Origin of the sequence: Pseudomonas sp. GL-B-19 (assembly GCF_019956415.1) — a bacterium.
Lineage (GTDB): Bacteria > Pseudomonadota > Gammaproteobacteria > Pseudomonadales > Pseudomonadaceae > Aquipseudomonas.
Genome location: NZ_JAHBDK010000086.1, coordinates 181,862 through 196,801, shown reverse-complemented (window position 1 = coordinate 196,801; position 14,940 = coordinate 181,862). Strand labels below are relative to the sequence as shown.

The window sequence follows — 14,940 nt, the reverse complement described above, 5'->3', positions numbered from 1 at the left end:
GTGCGTCAGATGATGGCGCTGATGGGCTGAAAAGCCTTTTTTCGTCTGCTGTGAGCACAAAAGCAAACGCCCCGAACAAGTCGGGGCGTTTGCTGGAACCACCATCAGTGTGTTTTCACACAGTCTGGATATAGCCGGTTTTTTTATGCCCGTCGTTTGCGGTTTTCCTCACTATGGTCTACAGCGGGAGGCGGTAATACCGGACAACCTTCAATCGACTTGGTTGGTCAGAGTTGTAACATTTCATCTCCTCAGCCGATTCCTTTAGACTCCAGCCATTGGCTCATAGGGCGCTGCTTTTGCTCTATAACGGATGTCTAAATAAATTCTTATGAAAAAAATAATCGATACCCTTCGAAATCATTATTGGAAGAAATGGATTCGTAGGCATAAATGCAAAGTGGCGGGCGGTGTGTTGTCGTTGTACAAGAGATCGACGCTGACACTGGAAGAGGGGGTATCTCTCGGGTATGTGGTCATAGAATCAAAAAAACTGGGAATCGGTGCTCATACCTATATCAGAAGTGACTGTGTCCTTTCGGCAGTGTCCTCTATCGGGAGATTCTGCTCTATTGGCAGTGGATGTTTTATCGGACAGCAAAAGAGTTCACATCCGTCAGACTGGCTCAGTTCACATCCTTTTCAGTACACCGGTACAGGTCTGATTTTCGATCCCGAAGTTGCTGATGTAACGATTGGGCATGATGTCTGGATTGGGCACAGTGCGATGATCCTGGAAGGGGTCACCGTCGGCACGGGGGCTATTATCGCAACCCGCGCCTTGGTTGCCCATGATGTACCGCCCTACGCTATCGTTGCCGGGATCCCTGCAAAAGTCGTCAAGTATCGGCATGCACCTGAGCTAATTGAAGAATTGATCAGTAGTCAGTGGTGGAATCATGATGTCGAGTTGCTCAAGACGTTACCGTTGAATGATCCTCAGACCACGTTAGCGCTATTGGCAGATAGACCTGAAGAAAGTCGTGCTAACTACCAGCAGATTCAAATTACACGCAAAAAATGCAGCGTTCTGCCCTCGCTGTAAATCTATAGGGATAACGTTCCCGTCTTAAACACAGACAACAAAAAAGGCCAACGTTAAACGTTGGCCTTTTTTGTTTGGCAGGTTCTCTGGATCAGAAGTCCAGGTTCGAAACCGCCAGGGCATTGCTTTCGATGAAGTCACGGCGAGGTTCGACCGCATCACCCATCAGGGTGTTGAAGATCTGGTCTGCGCCAATGGCGTCTTCGATTGTCACTTTGAGCATCCGGCGCTGGCTTGGGTCCATGGTGGTTTCCCACAGCTGATCCGGGTTCATTTCGCCCAGACCTTTGTATCGCTGGATGGTGTGACGCTTGGTGCTTTCAGCCATCAGCCATTCAAGGGCTTCCTTGAACTCGGTGACCGGCTTCTTGCGCTCGCCACGCTGGATGTACGCGCCGTCGTCGAGCAGGGTGCTCAATTGAGCGCCCAGGGAAACGACCGTTTTATAGTCGTTGCTGCCGAAGAAGTCGCGGTTGAAGGTGACGTAGTTCGACAGGCCGTGGGAGATCAGCTCGACCTCTGGCAGCCAGACGTTACGTTCACGGTCTTCACGCAGGCTGGCTTTGTAGACCAGGCCGGATTTCTCGACGGTGCGCAGGCGAACTTCGTATTGAGCCAGCCAATCCTGCATCGCTGCATGATCGGACAGTTGATCCATGCTCACCGCTGGCAGGTAGATGAAGTGCTCGGTCAACTCCTGAGGGTACAGGCGCGACAGACGCTTGAGGGTCTTCATTACCAGGCGGAAGTCATTCACCAGGCGCTCTAGCGCTTCACCGGAGATGCCCGGTGCTTCTTCGTTCAGGTGCAGGCTTGCATCTTCCAGGGCCGACTGCGTCATGTACTCTTCCATGGCGTCGTCGTCTTTGATGTATTGCTCTTGCTTGCCTTTCTTGACCTTGTACAGCGGTGGCTGAGCGATGTAGATGTAGCCACGCTCAATCAGCTCCGGCAACTGACGGAAGAAGAAGGTCAGCAGCAGGGTACGGATGTGCGAACCGTCGACGTCAGCATCGGTCATGATGATGATGTTGTGATAGCGCAGCTTGTCGATGTTGTACTCATCACGGCCGATGCCACAACCCAGCGCGGTGATCAAGGTGCCCACTTCTTGCGAAGAGATCATCTTGTCGAAACGCGCCTTCTCGACGTTCAGGATCTTGCCCTTCAGCGGCAGGATGGCCTGGGTGCGGCGGTTACGTCCCTGCTTGGCGGAACCGCCAGCAGAGTCACCTTCCACGAGGTACAGTTCGGAAAGGGCAGGGTCTTTTTCCTGGCAGTCAGCCAGTTTTCCCGGCAGGCCAGCGATATCCAGCGCGCCTTTACGACGGGTCATCTCACGGGCTTTACGCGCAGCTTCACGCGCACGTGCCGCATCGATCATTTTGCCGACGACCAGTTTGGCTTCGTTCGGGTTTTCAAGCAGGAAGTCGGAGAAGTACTTGCCCATTTCCTGTTCGACCGCTGTCTTCACTTCGGAAGACACCAGCTTGTCTTTGGTCTGGGAGCTGAACTTCGGATCCGGTACTTTCACCGAAATGATCGCGGTCAGGCCTTCGCGGGCATCGTCACCGGTGGTCGCGACTTTGTGTTTCTTCGCCAGACCTTCAGCTTCGATGTAGGTGTTCAGGTTACGCGTCAGCGCGGAACGGAAACCCACCAGGTGAGTACCGCCATCGCGCTGTGGAATGTTGTTGGTGAAGCACAACAGGTTCTCGTTGAAGCTGTCGTTCCACTGCAGGGCGATTTCTACGCCGATGCCGTCTTCGCGCTGAATGTTGAAATGGAACACCTGGTTGACCGCAGTCTTGTTGGTGTTCAGGTATTCAACGAACGCACGCAGGCCGCCTTCGTACTTGAACAGCTCTTCCTTGCCGCTGCGCTCATCCTTGAGGACGATGCCGACACCGGAGTTGAGGAAGGACAGTTCACGAATCCGCTTGGCCAGGATGTCCCAGCTGAAGTGGATGTTCTTGAAGGTGTCTTCTGAAGGCTTGAAGTGAATCTGGGTGCCTGTGGTTTCGCTTTCGCCAACGATCTTCATCGGCTCTTTCGGAACACCGTGGATGTAAGTCTGTTCCCAGATTTTGCCACTGCGGCGAACGGTCAGGACCAGTTCTTTGGACAGAGCGTTCACCACCGACACACCTACACCGTGCAGACCGCCGGATACTTTGTAGGAGTTGTCGTCGAACTTACCGCCGGCGTGCAGCACGGTCATGATGACCTCGGCTGCCGAAACGCCTTCTTCTTTGTGCACGTCTACCGGGATGCCACGACCGTTGTCACGAACGGTGATGGACTCATCCGGGTGAATGATGATGCTGATGTCGTCGCAGTGGCCGGCGAGAGCTTCGTCGATCGAGTTATCGACCACTTCGAACACCATGTGGTGCAGACCGCTGCCATCGTCGGTGTCACCAATGTACATACCGGGACGTTTGCGTACGGCATCCAGGCCTTTCAGCACTTTAATGCTCGTTGAGTCGTACGTATTTTCTTCGCTCAATGCCTTCACTCCCGATGGTCGTGGGTCTGGGTGATACGGCCCTGTTCCACGTGGAACAGAGCGACTGGCGTTTCCGTCTGCCAGCCTTCCCTCAATAATTCGTGATCTACACAGGTGATAAAGACCTGGCAGCGTAAGTCTTCCAGCAAGCGGCAAAGCGCGCGGCGGTGATGCTCGTCAAGCTCGGACGGCAGGTCATCCACCAGATAAATACACTGGCCGCGTCGGGCCTGGCTAACCAAGTGCCCTTGGGCAATCCGCAATGCACAGACCACCAACTTCTGCTGACCCCGGGACAAAATGTCCGCGGCATTATGTGCGCCCAGTCTGAGGCGCAAATCAGCGCGTTGTGGTCCGGCCTGGGTGTGACCCATTTGCTGGTCCCGTTGAAGAGACCCAGCGAGTACGGCACTCAGTTCGCGGTCTTTGTCCCAGCCTCGGTAATAGCTGAGGGTCAAACCTTCAAGCTCAACCAATTCGCTCAAGGTCTGTTCAAAGACTGGTTTCAAGGCTTTGATGTAAGCGCGGCGGTATTCATCAATTTCTGCGCTGGCCTGGCACAGTTCCCTGTCCCAAACCGCTTGCGAAACGGCGTCAAGTGTACCATGCCGCAGCCAAGAGTTTCTCTGGCGCAGGGCCTTCTGCAAGCGCTGCCAGGTGGACATGAAACGCGGTTCCACGTGGAACACGCCCCAGTCGAGAAACTGCCGTCGAATCTTCGGCGCGCCTTCCAGCAAACGAAAACTGTCAGGGTTGATCAACTGAAGAGGCAGGATCTCAGCCAATTGCGCCGCACTACGAGCATTCTGACCGTCGATGCGGATCTGAAATTCACCCTGACGGTCGCGCGAGATACCCAGCGCGCTGTGCCCCCCCTCAGCCAGTTCGACCTGGCCAAACACGGTGCAGGCCAATTGCTCGTACTGAATCACCGGCAACAAACGGCTGCTACGAAACGACCGGGCAAGCCCCAGCAGATGGATGGCTTCCAGAACACTGGTTTTGCCGCTGCCGTTGGCGCCGTAAAGAATGTTGATTCGGGGGGAGGGGGAGAAGGTCACCGGGTGCAAATTGCGCACCGCGGTGACCGAGACGCGACTGAGCGACATCTAGCTTCTGCTGAACATGATTACAGGCGCATCGGCATGACAACGTAAGCCGAGTCGTCGTTGTCGGACTCTTGCACCAGCGCACTGCTGTTGGAGTCTGACAGGATCAGGCGAACTTGCTCAGTGGTCATCACGCCCAGCACGTCGAGCAGATAGCTCACGTTGAAGCCGATTTCCAGATTGCCACCGTTGTACTCAACGCCCACTTCTTCTTCCGCTTCTTCCTGCTCCGGGTTGTTCGCCTGGATTTTCAGCTGACCGTTGGCCAGTTGCAGACGGATACCACGGTACTTCTCGTTGGACAGAATTGCGGTACGGCTGAAGGCTTCACGCAGCGCCTGACGGTCGCCAAGTACCAGCTTGTCGCCACCTTTAGGCAGAACGCGCTCGTAATCCGGGAATTTACCGTCAACCAGTTTCGAGGTGAAGGTGAACTCGCCAGTGGTAGCACGGATGTGGTGCTGACCCAGGACGATGCTGACGATGCCGTCCGGCTCGGTCAGCAGACGTGCCAGTTCAAGGATGCCCTTGCGTGGAACGATGACCTGATGGCGATCCGGCTGACCGATATCGGCCTGCATCGAGCACATGGCCAGACGGTGACCGTCGGTGGCCACGGCACGAATGATTCCGGCCGAAACTTCCAGCAGCATACCGTTCAGATAGTAACGAACGTCCTGCTGCGCCATGGCGAAGCTGGTACGCTCGATCAGACGACGCAGTTTGCTTTGCTCCAGGCTGCAAGTCAGCGAGCCCGGACCTTCTTCCACGGTCGGGAAATCGTTGGCCGGCAGGGTCGACAGGGTGAAGCGGCTACGGCCAGCTTTCACTACCAGCTTCTGTTCGTCGACCTTGATGTCGATCAGCGCGTCGTTTGGCAGGCTCTTGCAGATGTCCATCAGCTTGCGCGCTGGCACAGTGATGGAACCTGGATCTGCCGGCTCTTCAAGTTGCACACGACCGACCAGCTCGACTTCCAGGTCGGTACCGGTCAGCGACAATTGCTGGCCTTCGACAACCAGCAGCACGTTGGAGAGCACCGGCAAGGTCTGTCGGCGTTCGACGACGCCTGCGACCAGTTGCAGGGGTTTCAACAGGGCTTCGCGTTGAATGGTGAAATGCATGGTCTAGTCCCTTGCCTTAATAAGCTGCGCTGGTGTGCATCAAGTGGTCAGTGTACGCAGCAGGTTCTTGTAGTCCTCGCGGATGTCCGCGTCGGATTCCTTAAGCTCGTTGATCTTGCGGCAGGCGTGCAAAACAGTGGTGTGGTCGCGGCCGCCAAACACATCGCCGATTTCCGGCAGGCTGTGGTTAGTCAACTCTTTGGACAACGCCATTGCAACCTGACGCGGACGTGCGACCGAGCGTGAGCGACGCTTGGACAGCAGGTCGGAGATCTTGATCTTGTAGTACTCGGCGACAGTGCGCTGAATGTTATCCACAGAGACCAATTTATCTTGCAGCGCCAACAAGTCTTTCAGGGATTCGCGAATCAGCTCTATGGTGATGTCGCGGCCCATGAAGTGCGAGTGGGCGATCACGCGTTTCAGTGCGCCTTCCAGCTCACGGACGTTGGAGCGAATGCGTTGGGCAATGAAGAACGCGGCATCATGAGGCAGATCGACTTTGGCCTGGTCGGCCTTTTTCATCAAGATCGCAACGCGGGTTTCCAGTTCCGGCGGCTCGACGGCAACCGTCAGGCCCCAGCCGAAGCGTGACTTGAGACGCTCTTCAAGGCCTTCGATTTCTTTCGGGTAGCGGTCACTGGTGAGAATGACCTGCTGGCCACCTTCAAGCAGGGCGTTGAAGGTGTGGAAAAACTCTTCCTGGGACCGTTCCTTGCGAGCGAAGAATTGAATGTCATCGATCAGCAACGCATCCACCGAACGGTAGAAACGCTTGAACTCGTTGATAGCATTCAGTTGCAGAGCCTTGACCATGTCGGCCACGAAGCGCTCGGAATGCAGGTACACGACCTTGGCATTCGGGTTCTTCTTTAATAGGTGGTTACCCACAGCGTGCATCAAGTGGGTCTTACCCAAACCAACGCCTCCATAAAGGAAGAGTGGGTTGTAGCCGTGCTTCGGATTGTCCGCCACCTGCCAGGCCGCCGCCCGGGCCAGTTGGTTGGACTTACCTTCGACAAAATTTTCAAAGGTAAAGGTGCGGTTCAGGTAACTGGTGTGCTTGAGCGCGCCTTCGACTTGCACGGTGCGCTGCTCGGAGCGCACCGGAGCTTGCTGCGAGCTGGCGCCGGCCATCGGGTCGAAGCTGTCGCGGGACGGCTCTTCATTGATCTCGGCCACTTTTTGCGTTGCACGTTTGGTCGGTGCGCTGGCAGTCGGCGCTGGCGCCGGAGCGCTAACGGGTGCTTGAGCAGCCTGTGCCTGAGACGCAGCGGCAGCCAACGGCGCATTCGGTGCAGCGCGCGGTGCCGAACTGCGTTTGCTGCCTATTAATAAGGACAGCACCGGCGCCATGCCGTTGCCGTGCTCATCCAGCAGTTCAAGAACGCGGCCCAGATACTTTTCGTTGACCCAGTCGAGAACAAAGCGATTCGGTGCGTAGACACGCAACTCGTCGCCTTCGGCTTCGACCTGTAGTGGACGGATCCAAGTGTTGAATTGTTGGGCAGGCAGCTCTTCGCGCAAAAGCTCTACGCACTGCTGCCAAAGTTCCACTGACACGGATATCCCCTAAGTTGAAAGCCGGTGAGGCAAAAACAAGCGGCCATTGTAGCGACCAGACGCCGACTTATCCACACGTAGGTGGATCACTGACCAAGAACAATCAACGCTTTATACGCAAAAAACACGACGAGCGGTCTGTGCATAAGCTCTGTGGATAACCGGGTCTAAGGTCGTTGCACAAGTAGGGGGGAAACTCGGTGGATAACCACCCTGTGGATAACAAGCCCTTTCACCCACAGGTTATCCGACAGCGCAGCACAGGCTGCCCCCTGTTTTCCACCGTAGTTGTCATTCTCTGTACAGCGCGGAATAGAAGGCTTGAAGTGAGTTATCCACAGATGATCGCCTGCCTAGCTTTTATAAGCTTTACAGAAAAGCTTTAAATAATTCCTTTCTTATTTCTATTTCTAACGACGGGTTATTCACGAGCAAAACCTCTGGAGATCTATTTATAAGGAAACGTTGGTTGGAAATTGACCTAGAGGCTTGCTTTCTCTAGAATCCCCGGTCTCTTAAAACGGGGGCCATTCCGGCCCGTTGTGGACGAACCAGGTAACACGACAATGAAACGTACTTTCCAACCAAGCACTATCAAACGCGCTCGTACCCACGGTTTCCGTGCTCGCATGGCTACCAAGAACGGTCGTGCCGTTCTGTCGCGTCGTCGCGCCAAAGGTCGTGCGCGTCTGGCAGTTTGATAAGCCGGCACTGGAGGTGAGTCAGGACTTCAGTCGGGAAAAGCGCCTGCTTACTCCCCGGCATTTCAAGGCAGTCTTTGACTCCCCTACCGGCAAGGTTCCGGGGAAAAATCTCCTGCTCCTTGCGCGCAACAACGATCTTGATCACCCCCGTCTCGGGTTGGTTATCGGGAAAAAGAGCGTAAAGCTCTCCGTCGAGCGCAATCGCCTCAAACGTCTGATGCGCGAATCGTTCCGTCTGCACCAGGATTCACTGGTCGGCTGGGACATTGTTATCGTCGCGCGCAAAGGTTTGGGTGACGTAGAAAACCCCGAATTGATTCAGCATTTCGGCAAACTCTGGAAGCGTCTGGCACGCAGTACGCCGGTACCAGCAGTCAAAACCGAAACTGTAGGGGTAGACAGTCCCGATGCGTAAACTGGCGCTCGTTCCGATCCAGTTTTATCGCTATGCCATTAGTCCTCTGATGGCCAGTCACTGTCGCTTCTACCCCAGTTGTTCCTGCTACGCGTATGAAGCCATAGAAAATCATGGCCTTCTGCGCGGTGGCTGGCTGACCTTTCGTCGTTTAGGTCGCTGTCATCCGTGGAATCCCGGTGGTTATGACCCGGTTCCATCTATCCCTACCTCCCGTTCTTCTTCGATGGCCGAGTAATCATGGATATCAAACGCACGATCCTGATCGTCGCCCTGGCAATCGTGTCCTACGTTATGGTTCTTAAATGGAACCAGGACTATGGTCAGGCTGCCCTGCCGACTCAGAATGTTGCTTCCAGTACTACCGCACCGGGCTTACCGGATACGGCTACTGGCAATAATGCTTCTGTCAGTGACGACATTCCACGCGCCGCAAGCGATACCAGTGCCACTGCACCTGCTGAAACACCAGTAGCTGCAAGCAAAGACCTCATCCAGATCAAAACGGATGTGCTCAACCTGGCCGTCGATCCACAGGGTGGTGATGTTGCCCAGCTGACGCTGCCGCTGTATCCACGTCGCCAGGACCATCCGGATATCCCGTTCCAGTTGTTCGATAACGGCAACGAGCGGACTTATCTGGCTCAAAGCGGTTTGATTGGCACTGATGGTCCGGATGCAAGTCCTGCCGGTCGTCCGGTTTGGTCCTCGGAGAAGAAGGTTTATCAACTGGCTGACGGTCAGGACCAATTGGTCGTAGACCTGAAGTTCAGCAAGGACGGCGTCAACTACATCAAGCGTTTCACTCTGAAACGTGGCCAGTACGATGTAGAAGTTTCTTACTTGATCGACAACGAAAGCGCCAAGCCTTGGTCGGGTGCGATGTTCGCCCAACTGAAGCGTGATGCCAGCTCCGATCCTTCTTCCAGCACTGCCACCGGCACCGCGACTTATCTGGGCGCAGCCCTGTGGACAAGTAACGAGCCGTACAAGAAAGTGTCGATGAAGGACATGGACAAGGCTCAGCTGAAAGAAACCGTAAACGGTGGTTGGGTTGCCTGGTTGCAACACTACTTCGTGACTGCGTGGATTCCGGCGAAGGGCGAAAACAATGTCGTCCAGACCCGTAAAGACAGCAAAGGCAACTACATCATTGGCTACACCGCCCCGGCAATCACTGTTGCGCCAGGTGCGAAAGCTGAAGTCAGCGCTGTTCTGTACGCCGGCCCGAAAAGCCAGGCAGTACTGAAAGAGTTGTCCCCAGGTCTGGAATTGACCGTCGACTACGGCATTCTGTGGTTCATTGCCCAGCCAATCTTCTGGCTGTTGCAACACATCCACGCGCTGGTCGGTAACTGGGGCTGGTCGATCATCTTCCTGACCATGCTGATCAAAGGGATTTTCTTCCCTCTGTCCGCCGCCAGCTACAAATCCATGGCGCGCATGCGTGCAGTGGCACCGAAACTGGCCGCGCTGAAAGAGCAACATGGCGATGACCGGCAGAAAATGTCGCAAGCCATGATGGAGCTGTACAAGAAAGAGAAGATCAATCCGCTGGGTGGTTGCTTGCCAATCCTCGTGCAGATGCCGGTATTCCTTTCGCTGTACTGGGTTCTGCTGGAAAGCGTTGAAATGCGCCAAGCGCCGTTCATGCTGTGGATCACCGACCTGTCGATCAAGGATCCGTTCTTCATTCTGCCGATCATCATGGGTGCAACCATGTTTATCCAGCAGCAGTTGAACCCGACACCTCCGGACCCGATGCAGGCCAAGGTGATGAAGCTGATGCCAATCATCTTCACCTTCTTCTTCCTGTGGTTCCCGGCTGGTCTGGTGCTGTACTGGGTAGTGAACAACTGCCTGTCCATCGCCCAACAGTGGTACATCACACGTAAAATCGAAGCGGCTGCCAAAGCAGCTGCCTGATTTACACTGTAGATAACCACTCAAAACGCCCCCTAGTGGGGCGTTTTGCTATCTGTCACTTTTGTCTGGATTCCGGTTTATGAGCGCTCCTCGTGAAACCATCGCAGCCGTTGCAACCGCTCAAGGTCGCGGCGGCGTGGGCATCGTTCGAATTTCCGGGCCGTTGGCGAGCCTTGCGGCCAAGGCCATCAGCGGTCGGGACCTGAAACCCCGGTTTGCCCATTACGGCCCGTTCCTCAGTGAAAACGATGAGGTGCTGGACGAAGGCATCGCGTTGTATTTCCCAGGACCGAACTCCTTCACCGGCGAAGACGTGCTTGAGCTGCAAGGTCATGGCGGGCCGATCGTTCTGGATATGTTGCTCAAACGTTGCCTGGAACTGGGCTGCCGTCTTGCCCGTCCTGGCGAATTCAGTGAGCGTGCCTTCCTCAACGATAAACTCGACCTGGCTCAGGCTGAAGCCATCGCCGACTTGATCGAAGCAAGTTCTGCACAAGCTGCGCGAAATGCACTGCGTTCTTTGCAAGGCGCCTTTTCCCAGCGTGTGCATAACCTCACCGAGCAACTGATAGGCCTGCGCATCTACGTCGAGGCGGCCATCGACTTTCCAGAGGAAGAAATCGACTTCCTTGCCGATGGTCATGTATTGGCCATGCTCGACAAAGTGCGCGATGAACTGTCCACAGTGCTTCGCGAAGCCGGGCAAGGCGCCTTGCTGCGTGACGGTATGACAGTGGTGATTGCCGGCCGGCCGAATGCCGGTAAATCCAGCCTGTTGAATGCCTTGGCTGGTCGAGAAGCCGCGATCGTGACCGAAATTGCCGGTACAACCCGGGACATTCTTCGCGAACATATCCACATTGATGGCATGCCGCTGCACGTGGTTGATACCGCTGGTCTGCGAGATACCGACGATCACGTGGAAAAAATCGGTGTAGAACGGGCGTTGAAAGCCATCGGCGAAGCAGATCGCGTGTTGCTGGTTGTCGACGCTACGGCTCCTGAAGCGTTGGACCCCTTCGCATTGTGGCCGGAATTCCTCGAAATCCGCCCCGATCCGGCGAAAGTTACGCTGATTCGTAACAAGGCTGATCTGACGGGCGAAGCCATTGCCCTGGAAGTCAGTGAGGATGGCCACGTCACCATCAGCCTGAGTGCCAAGTCTGCTGGCGAAGGCCTCGAGTTACTGCGCGACCACCTCAAGGCCTGCATGGGTTACGAGCAAACGTCAGAAAGCAGCTTCAGCGCACGCAGGCGCCACCTTGAGGCGCTGCGTCATGCCAGCGCATCCCTTGAGCATGGCCGCGCGCAATTGACCCTGGCAGGTGCCGGTGAGTTATTGGCCGAGGATTTGCGTCAGGCTCAGCACTCGCTAGGTGAAATCACCGGTGCATTCAGCTCGGATGACCTGTTGGGACGCATCTTTTCCAGCTTCTGTATCGGTAAATAACCCTTCAGTTGTCCACAGACAGGCCATTCGCGCCTGTCTGTTTCCTCTTTTTTGATAAATCTTCCCTCAGTGCCGAGCAGATAATTTCTGGTTGAGCGGTTTTCCTTCGACCAAAATTTACCCGATGAGCGCTTTTCTGTGGATTAAGCCCTGTGAATAACTGCCACTAAGGGCGGTTGATAACAGGGCCTCAAAACTGAAGATAACCGCCTCTGTGGATAACCACCCCTTTCATCCACAGGCTTAAACCGGTTATCCAAGGGCCTCGTTGGCACATGACCACAGGGTTTTGAATCTCTGTACATATTGATAATAAAGGGCTGTAGCAATCTATCCACAGAAAGGTGCCTCAGTAGAAATAAACATAAAAACAAAGATTTAATAAATTTCTCTCTTTTTAATTTCTATAACCCCGACTTCTCCACAGCTGGTTAAATTTTGTGCAAAGGGTTCTTTAGGAAGGACGAAGTCCCTATACTTGCCGACCAGGTCCAGAAACCTGAGCTCAAACTATTCCTGATTACCTAACTGAAGCAGGCACGAGGTGCGTGGTGGATTTCCCTTCCCGTTTTGAAGTGATCGTCATCGGCGGCGGTCATGCCGGTACCGAGGCAGCACTGGCCTCAGCACGTATGGGTGCAAAAACCCTGTTGCTGACGCATAACGTGGAAACCCTCGGAGCAATGAGTTGCAACCCCGCCATTGGTGGGATCGGTAAAAGTCATCTGGTAAAAGAAATCGACGCCCTTGGTGGCGCGATGGCCATGGCTACCGACAAAGGTGGTATTCAATTTCGCGTGTTGAACAGCCGCAAAGGTCCGGCCGTGCGTGCAACTCGCGCTCAGGCGGACCGGGTTCTCTACAAAGCCGCTGTCCGAGAAGCATTGGAAAACCAGCCGAACCTGTGGATATTTCAGCAGGCCGCTGACGACTTGATCGTCGAGCAGGAACAAGTGCGTGGTGTTGTCACCCAAATGGGCCTGCGTTTCTTCGCGGACTCCGTGGTGTTGACCACTGGCACCTTCCTCGGCGGACTTATCCACATCGGAATGCAGAATTACTCCGGCGGTCGTGCCGGTGATCCTCCTTCGATTGCCCTGGCTCACCGTCTGCGTGAATTGCCACTGCGTGTAGGTCGTCTGAAAACCGGTACGCCACCACGGATCGACGGTCGTTCTGTGGATTTCTCGGTCATGACCGAGCAAGCCGGCGATACACCGATCCCGGTGATGTCGTTCATGGGGTCCAAAGAGCAGCATCCGAAACAGGTGAGCTGCTGGATTACCCACACGAACGCCCGGACTCACGAAATTATTGCCTCCAACCTTGATCGTTCGCCGATGTATTCCGGCGTGATCGAAGGCATCGGCCCGCGTTATTGCCCGTCGATCGAAGACAAGATCCACCGCTTTGCCGACAAGGAAAGCCATCAGGTCTTTATCGAGCCGGAAGGTCTGACCACTCACGAGCTGTATCCGAACGGGATATCCACCTCCTTGCCGTTCGACGTGCAATTGCAGATCGTGCAATCGATCCGTGGCATGGAAAACGCGCACATCGTTCGTCCTGGTTATGCCATCGAGTATGACTACTTCGATCCGCGTGACCTGAAGTACAGCCTGGAAACCAAAGTCATCGGCGGCCTGTTTTTCGCCGGGCAAATCAATGGCACCACCGGTTACGAAGAAGCTGGCGCCCAAGGTTTGCTGGCCGGCGCCAACGCTGCACTGCGCGCACAAGGCAAAGATGCCTGGTGCCCGCGTCGCGACGAGGCGTACATCGGCGTGTTGGTCGACGACCTGATTACGCTAGGTACTCAAGAGCCGTACCGGATGTTTACCTCCCGTGCCGAGTACCGCCTGATCCTGCGCGAAGACAACGCGGACCTGCGCTTGACCGAAAAAGGTCGCGAACTGGGTCTGGTCGATGACGCGCGTTGGGCGGCGTTCTGCACGAAACGCGAAAGCATCGAACTGGAAGAACAGCGTCTGAAAAGTACCTGGGTGCGCCCTGGTACCGAGCAGGGCGATGCAATTTCCGAAAAGTTCGGCACACCGCTGACCCATGAATACAATTTGCTCAACCTCTTGAGCCGTCCGGAAATCGACTACGCTGGCCTGATCGCCGTGACTGGCGGGGGCGCAGAAGATCCACAGGTCGCCGAACAGGTTGAAATCAAGACCAAGTACGCCGGTTACATCGACCGTCAACAGGATGAAATCGCACGCCTGCGGGCCAGCGAAGATACAAAACTGCCTGTGGATATCGATTACACGAACATTTCCGGCCTCTCCAAAGAGATCCAGAGCAAGCTCGGCGCGACCCGTCCAGAAACTTTGGGCCAGGCGTCACGTATCCCGGGCGTAACCCCGGCAGCCATTTCGCTGTTGATGATTCATTTGAAAAAACGCGGCGCGGGCCGTCAGTTGGAGCAAAGCGCTTGAGTTCGTTGGTTACCTCGCAACACGCCGAAGAGTTATCCACAGGTGCTCGCCAGCTCGGTGTCACACTGACAGAAACCCAGCACGCGCAGCTGCTGGGTTATCTGGCTCTGTTGATCAAATGGAACAAGGCCTACAACCTGACCGCCGTGCGCGATCCGGACGAAATGGTCTCTCGCCACCTGCTCGATAGTTTGAGCGTCATGTCGTTCATCGAAAACGGTCGCTGGCTGGACGTTGGCAGCGGTGGCGGCATGCCGGGCATTCCGATGGCCATCCTGTTTCCAGAGTCCCAAGTGACTTGCCTGGACAGCAACGGCAAGAAAACCCGCTTCCTGACCCAGGTCAAACTCGAACTCAAACTGGATAACCTGCAAGTTATCCACAGTCGCGTCGAAGCCTTCCAGCCTGCACAGCCATTCAACGGGATCATTTCCCGGGCGTTCAGCAGTATGGAGAACTTCAGCAACTGGACTCGCCATCTCGGCGACGCCGATACACGCTGGCTGGCAATGAAGGGCGTTCATCCGGCCGATGAGCTGGTAGCATTGCCGGCAGACTTCCACCTCGATAGCGAACACGCCCTGGCCGTACCTGGTTGCCAAGGCCAACGCCATCTGCTGATACTGCGCCGCACGGCATGATTGGGAACAC

12 protein-coding genes are annotated in these 14,940 nt (G+C 55.3%); 8 read left to right on the top strand and 4 right to left on the bottom strand.

Annotation, left to right across the window (positions count from 1 at the left end):
• The first annotated feature begins 331 nt into the window (after positions 1-331).
• Entirely contained in the window at positions 332-1,045 is a 714-nt protein-coding gene (locus KGB06_RS27605; RefSeq protein ID WP_223521382.1) for a CatB-related O-acetyltransferase, read from the top strand.
• Positions 1,046-1,136: 91 nt separating this feature from the next.
• On the opposite strand, the gene gyrB is transcribed toward KGB06_RS27605, so the two are convergent.
• Genes gyrB through dnaA form a run of 4 tightly spaced genes read right to left on the bottom strand, consistent with a single transcriptional unit; the run spans position 1,137 to position 7,350 of the window.
• Positions 1,137-3,554 (bottom strand): DNA topoisomerase (ATP-hydrolyzing) subunit B, encoded by a 2,418-nt coding sequence (gyrB, locus tag KGB06_RS27600; protein ID WP_223521381.1) that lies wholly within the window; start codon positions 3,552-3,554, stop codon positions 1,137-1,139.
• Between the two features lie 5 nt (positions 3,555-3,559).
• Positions 3,560-4,663: a DNA replication/repair protein RecF gene (recF, locus tag KGB06_RS27595; protein WP_008007898.1), complete on the bottom strand. Its 1,104-nt coding sequence runs from the start codon at positions 4,661-4,663 to the stop codon at positions 3,560-3,562.
• Between the two features lie 20 nt (positions 4,664-4,683).
• Positions 4,684-5,787 (bottom strand): DNA polymerase III subunit beta, encoded by a 1,104-nt coding sequence (gene dnaN / locus KGB06_RS27590; RefSeq protein ID WP_017341709.1) that lies wholly within the window; start codon positions 5,785-5,787, stop codon positions 4,684-4,686.
• Between the two features lie 39 nt (positions 5,788-5,826).
• Entirely contained in the window at positions 5,827-7,350 is a 1,524-nt protein-coding gene (gene dnaA, locus KGB06_RS27585) for a chromosomal replication initiator protein DnaA (RefSeq protein ID WP_007948104.1), read from the bottom strand.
• Positions 7,351-7,916: 566 nt separating this feature from the next.
• On the opposite strand from dnaA, the gene rpmH reads away from it, so the two are divergent.
• The 7 genes from rpmH to rsmG all read left to right on the top strand — a co-directional run bounded on the left by rpmH (position 7,917) and on the right by rsmG (position 14,930).
• Positions 7,917-8,051, top strand: coding sequence for a 50S ribosomal protein L34 (gene rpmH / locus KGB06_RS27580; protein ID WP_003213577.1), 135 nt, complete (start codon positions 7,917-7,919; stop codon positions 8,049-8,051).
• A 16-nt stretch (positions 8,052-8,067) separates the two neighbouring features.
• Positions 8,068-8,469, top strand: coding sequence for a ribonuclease P protein component (gene rnpA / locus KGB06_RS27575; protein ID WP_027926203.1), 402 nt, complete (start codon positions 8,068-8,070; stop codon positions 8,467-8,469).
• Positions 8,462-8,707, top strand: a complete 246-nt coding sequence (gene yidD, locus KGB06_RS27570) for a membrane protein insertion efficiency factor YidD (RefSeq protein ID WP_052966011.1) — start codon at positions 8,462-8,464, stop codon at positions 8,705-8,707. Before rnpA ends, yidD begins: the two co-directional genes overlap by 8 nt.
• A 2-nt stretch (positions 8,708-8,709) precedes the next feature.
• A complete protein-coding gene (gene yidC / locus KGB06_RS27565) occupies positions 8,710-10,395 on the top strand; it encodes a membrane protein insertase YidC (protein WP_223521380.1) in 1,686 nt (561 codons plus the stop codon).
• A gap of 79 nt (positions 10,396-10,474) precedes the next feature.
• Positions 10,475-11,845: a tRNA uridine-5-carboxymethylaminomethyl(34) synthesis GTPase MnmE gene (gene mnmE / locus KGB06_RS27560; protein ID WP_223521379.1), complete on the top strand. Its 1,371-nt coding sequence runs from the start codon at positions 10,475-10,477 to the stop codon at positions 11,843-11,845.
• Between the two features lie 551 nt (positions 11,846-12,396).
• Positions 12,397-14,289, top strand: a complete 1,893-nt coding sequence (gene mnmG / locus KGB06_RS27555; RefSeq protein WP_223521378.1) for a tRNA uridine-5-carboxymethylaminomethyl(34) synthesis enzyme MnmG — start codon at positions 12,397-12,399, stop codon at positions 14,287-14,289.
• A complete protein-coding gene (rsmG, locus tag KGB06_RS27550; protein ID WP_223521377.1) occupies positions 14,286-14,930 on the top strand; it encodes a 16S rRNA (guanine(527)-N(7))-methyltransferase RsmG in 645 nt (214 codons plus the stop codon). The genes mnmG and rsmG overlap by 4 nt, the downstream gene beginning before the upstream one ends.
• Positions 14,931-14,940: the final 10 nt, after the last annotated feature.

What these genes read in the sequence shown, in the direction of transcription:
- KGB06_RS27605 (WP_223521382.1), top strand. Translation starts at nt 332, where the DNA reads ATGAAAAAAATAATCGATACCCTTCGAAATCATTATTGGAAGAAATGG.
- recF (WP_008007898.1), bottom strand. Translation starts at nt 4,663, where the DNA reads ATGTCGCTCAGTCGCGTCTCGGTCACCGCGGTGCGCAATTTGCACCCG.
- dnaN (WP_017341709.1), bottom strand. Translation starts at nt 5,787, where the DNA reads ATGCATTTCACCATTCAACGCGAAGCCCTGTTGAAACCCCTGCAACTG.
- rpmH (WP_003213577.1), top strand. Translation starts at nt 7,917, where the DNA reads ATGAAACGTACTTTCCAACCAAGCACTATCAAACGCGCTCGTACCCAC.
- yidD (WP_052966011.1), top strand. Translation starts at nt 8,462, where the DNA reads ATGCGTAAACTGGCGCTCGTTCCGATCCAGTTTTATCGCTATGCCATT.
- yidC (WP_223521380.1), top strand. Translation starts at nt 8,710, where the DNA reads ATGGATATCAAACGCACGATCCTGATCGTCGCCCTGGCAATCGTGTCC.
- mnmE (WP_223521379.1), top strand. Translation starts at nt 10,475, where the DNA reads ATGAGCGCTCCTCGTGAAACCATCGCAGCCGTTGCAACCGCTCAAGGT.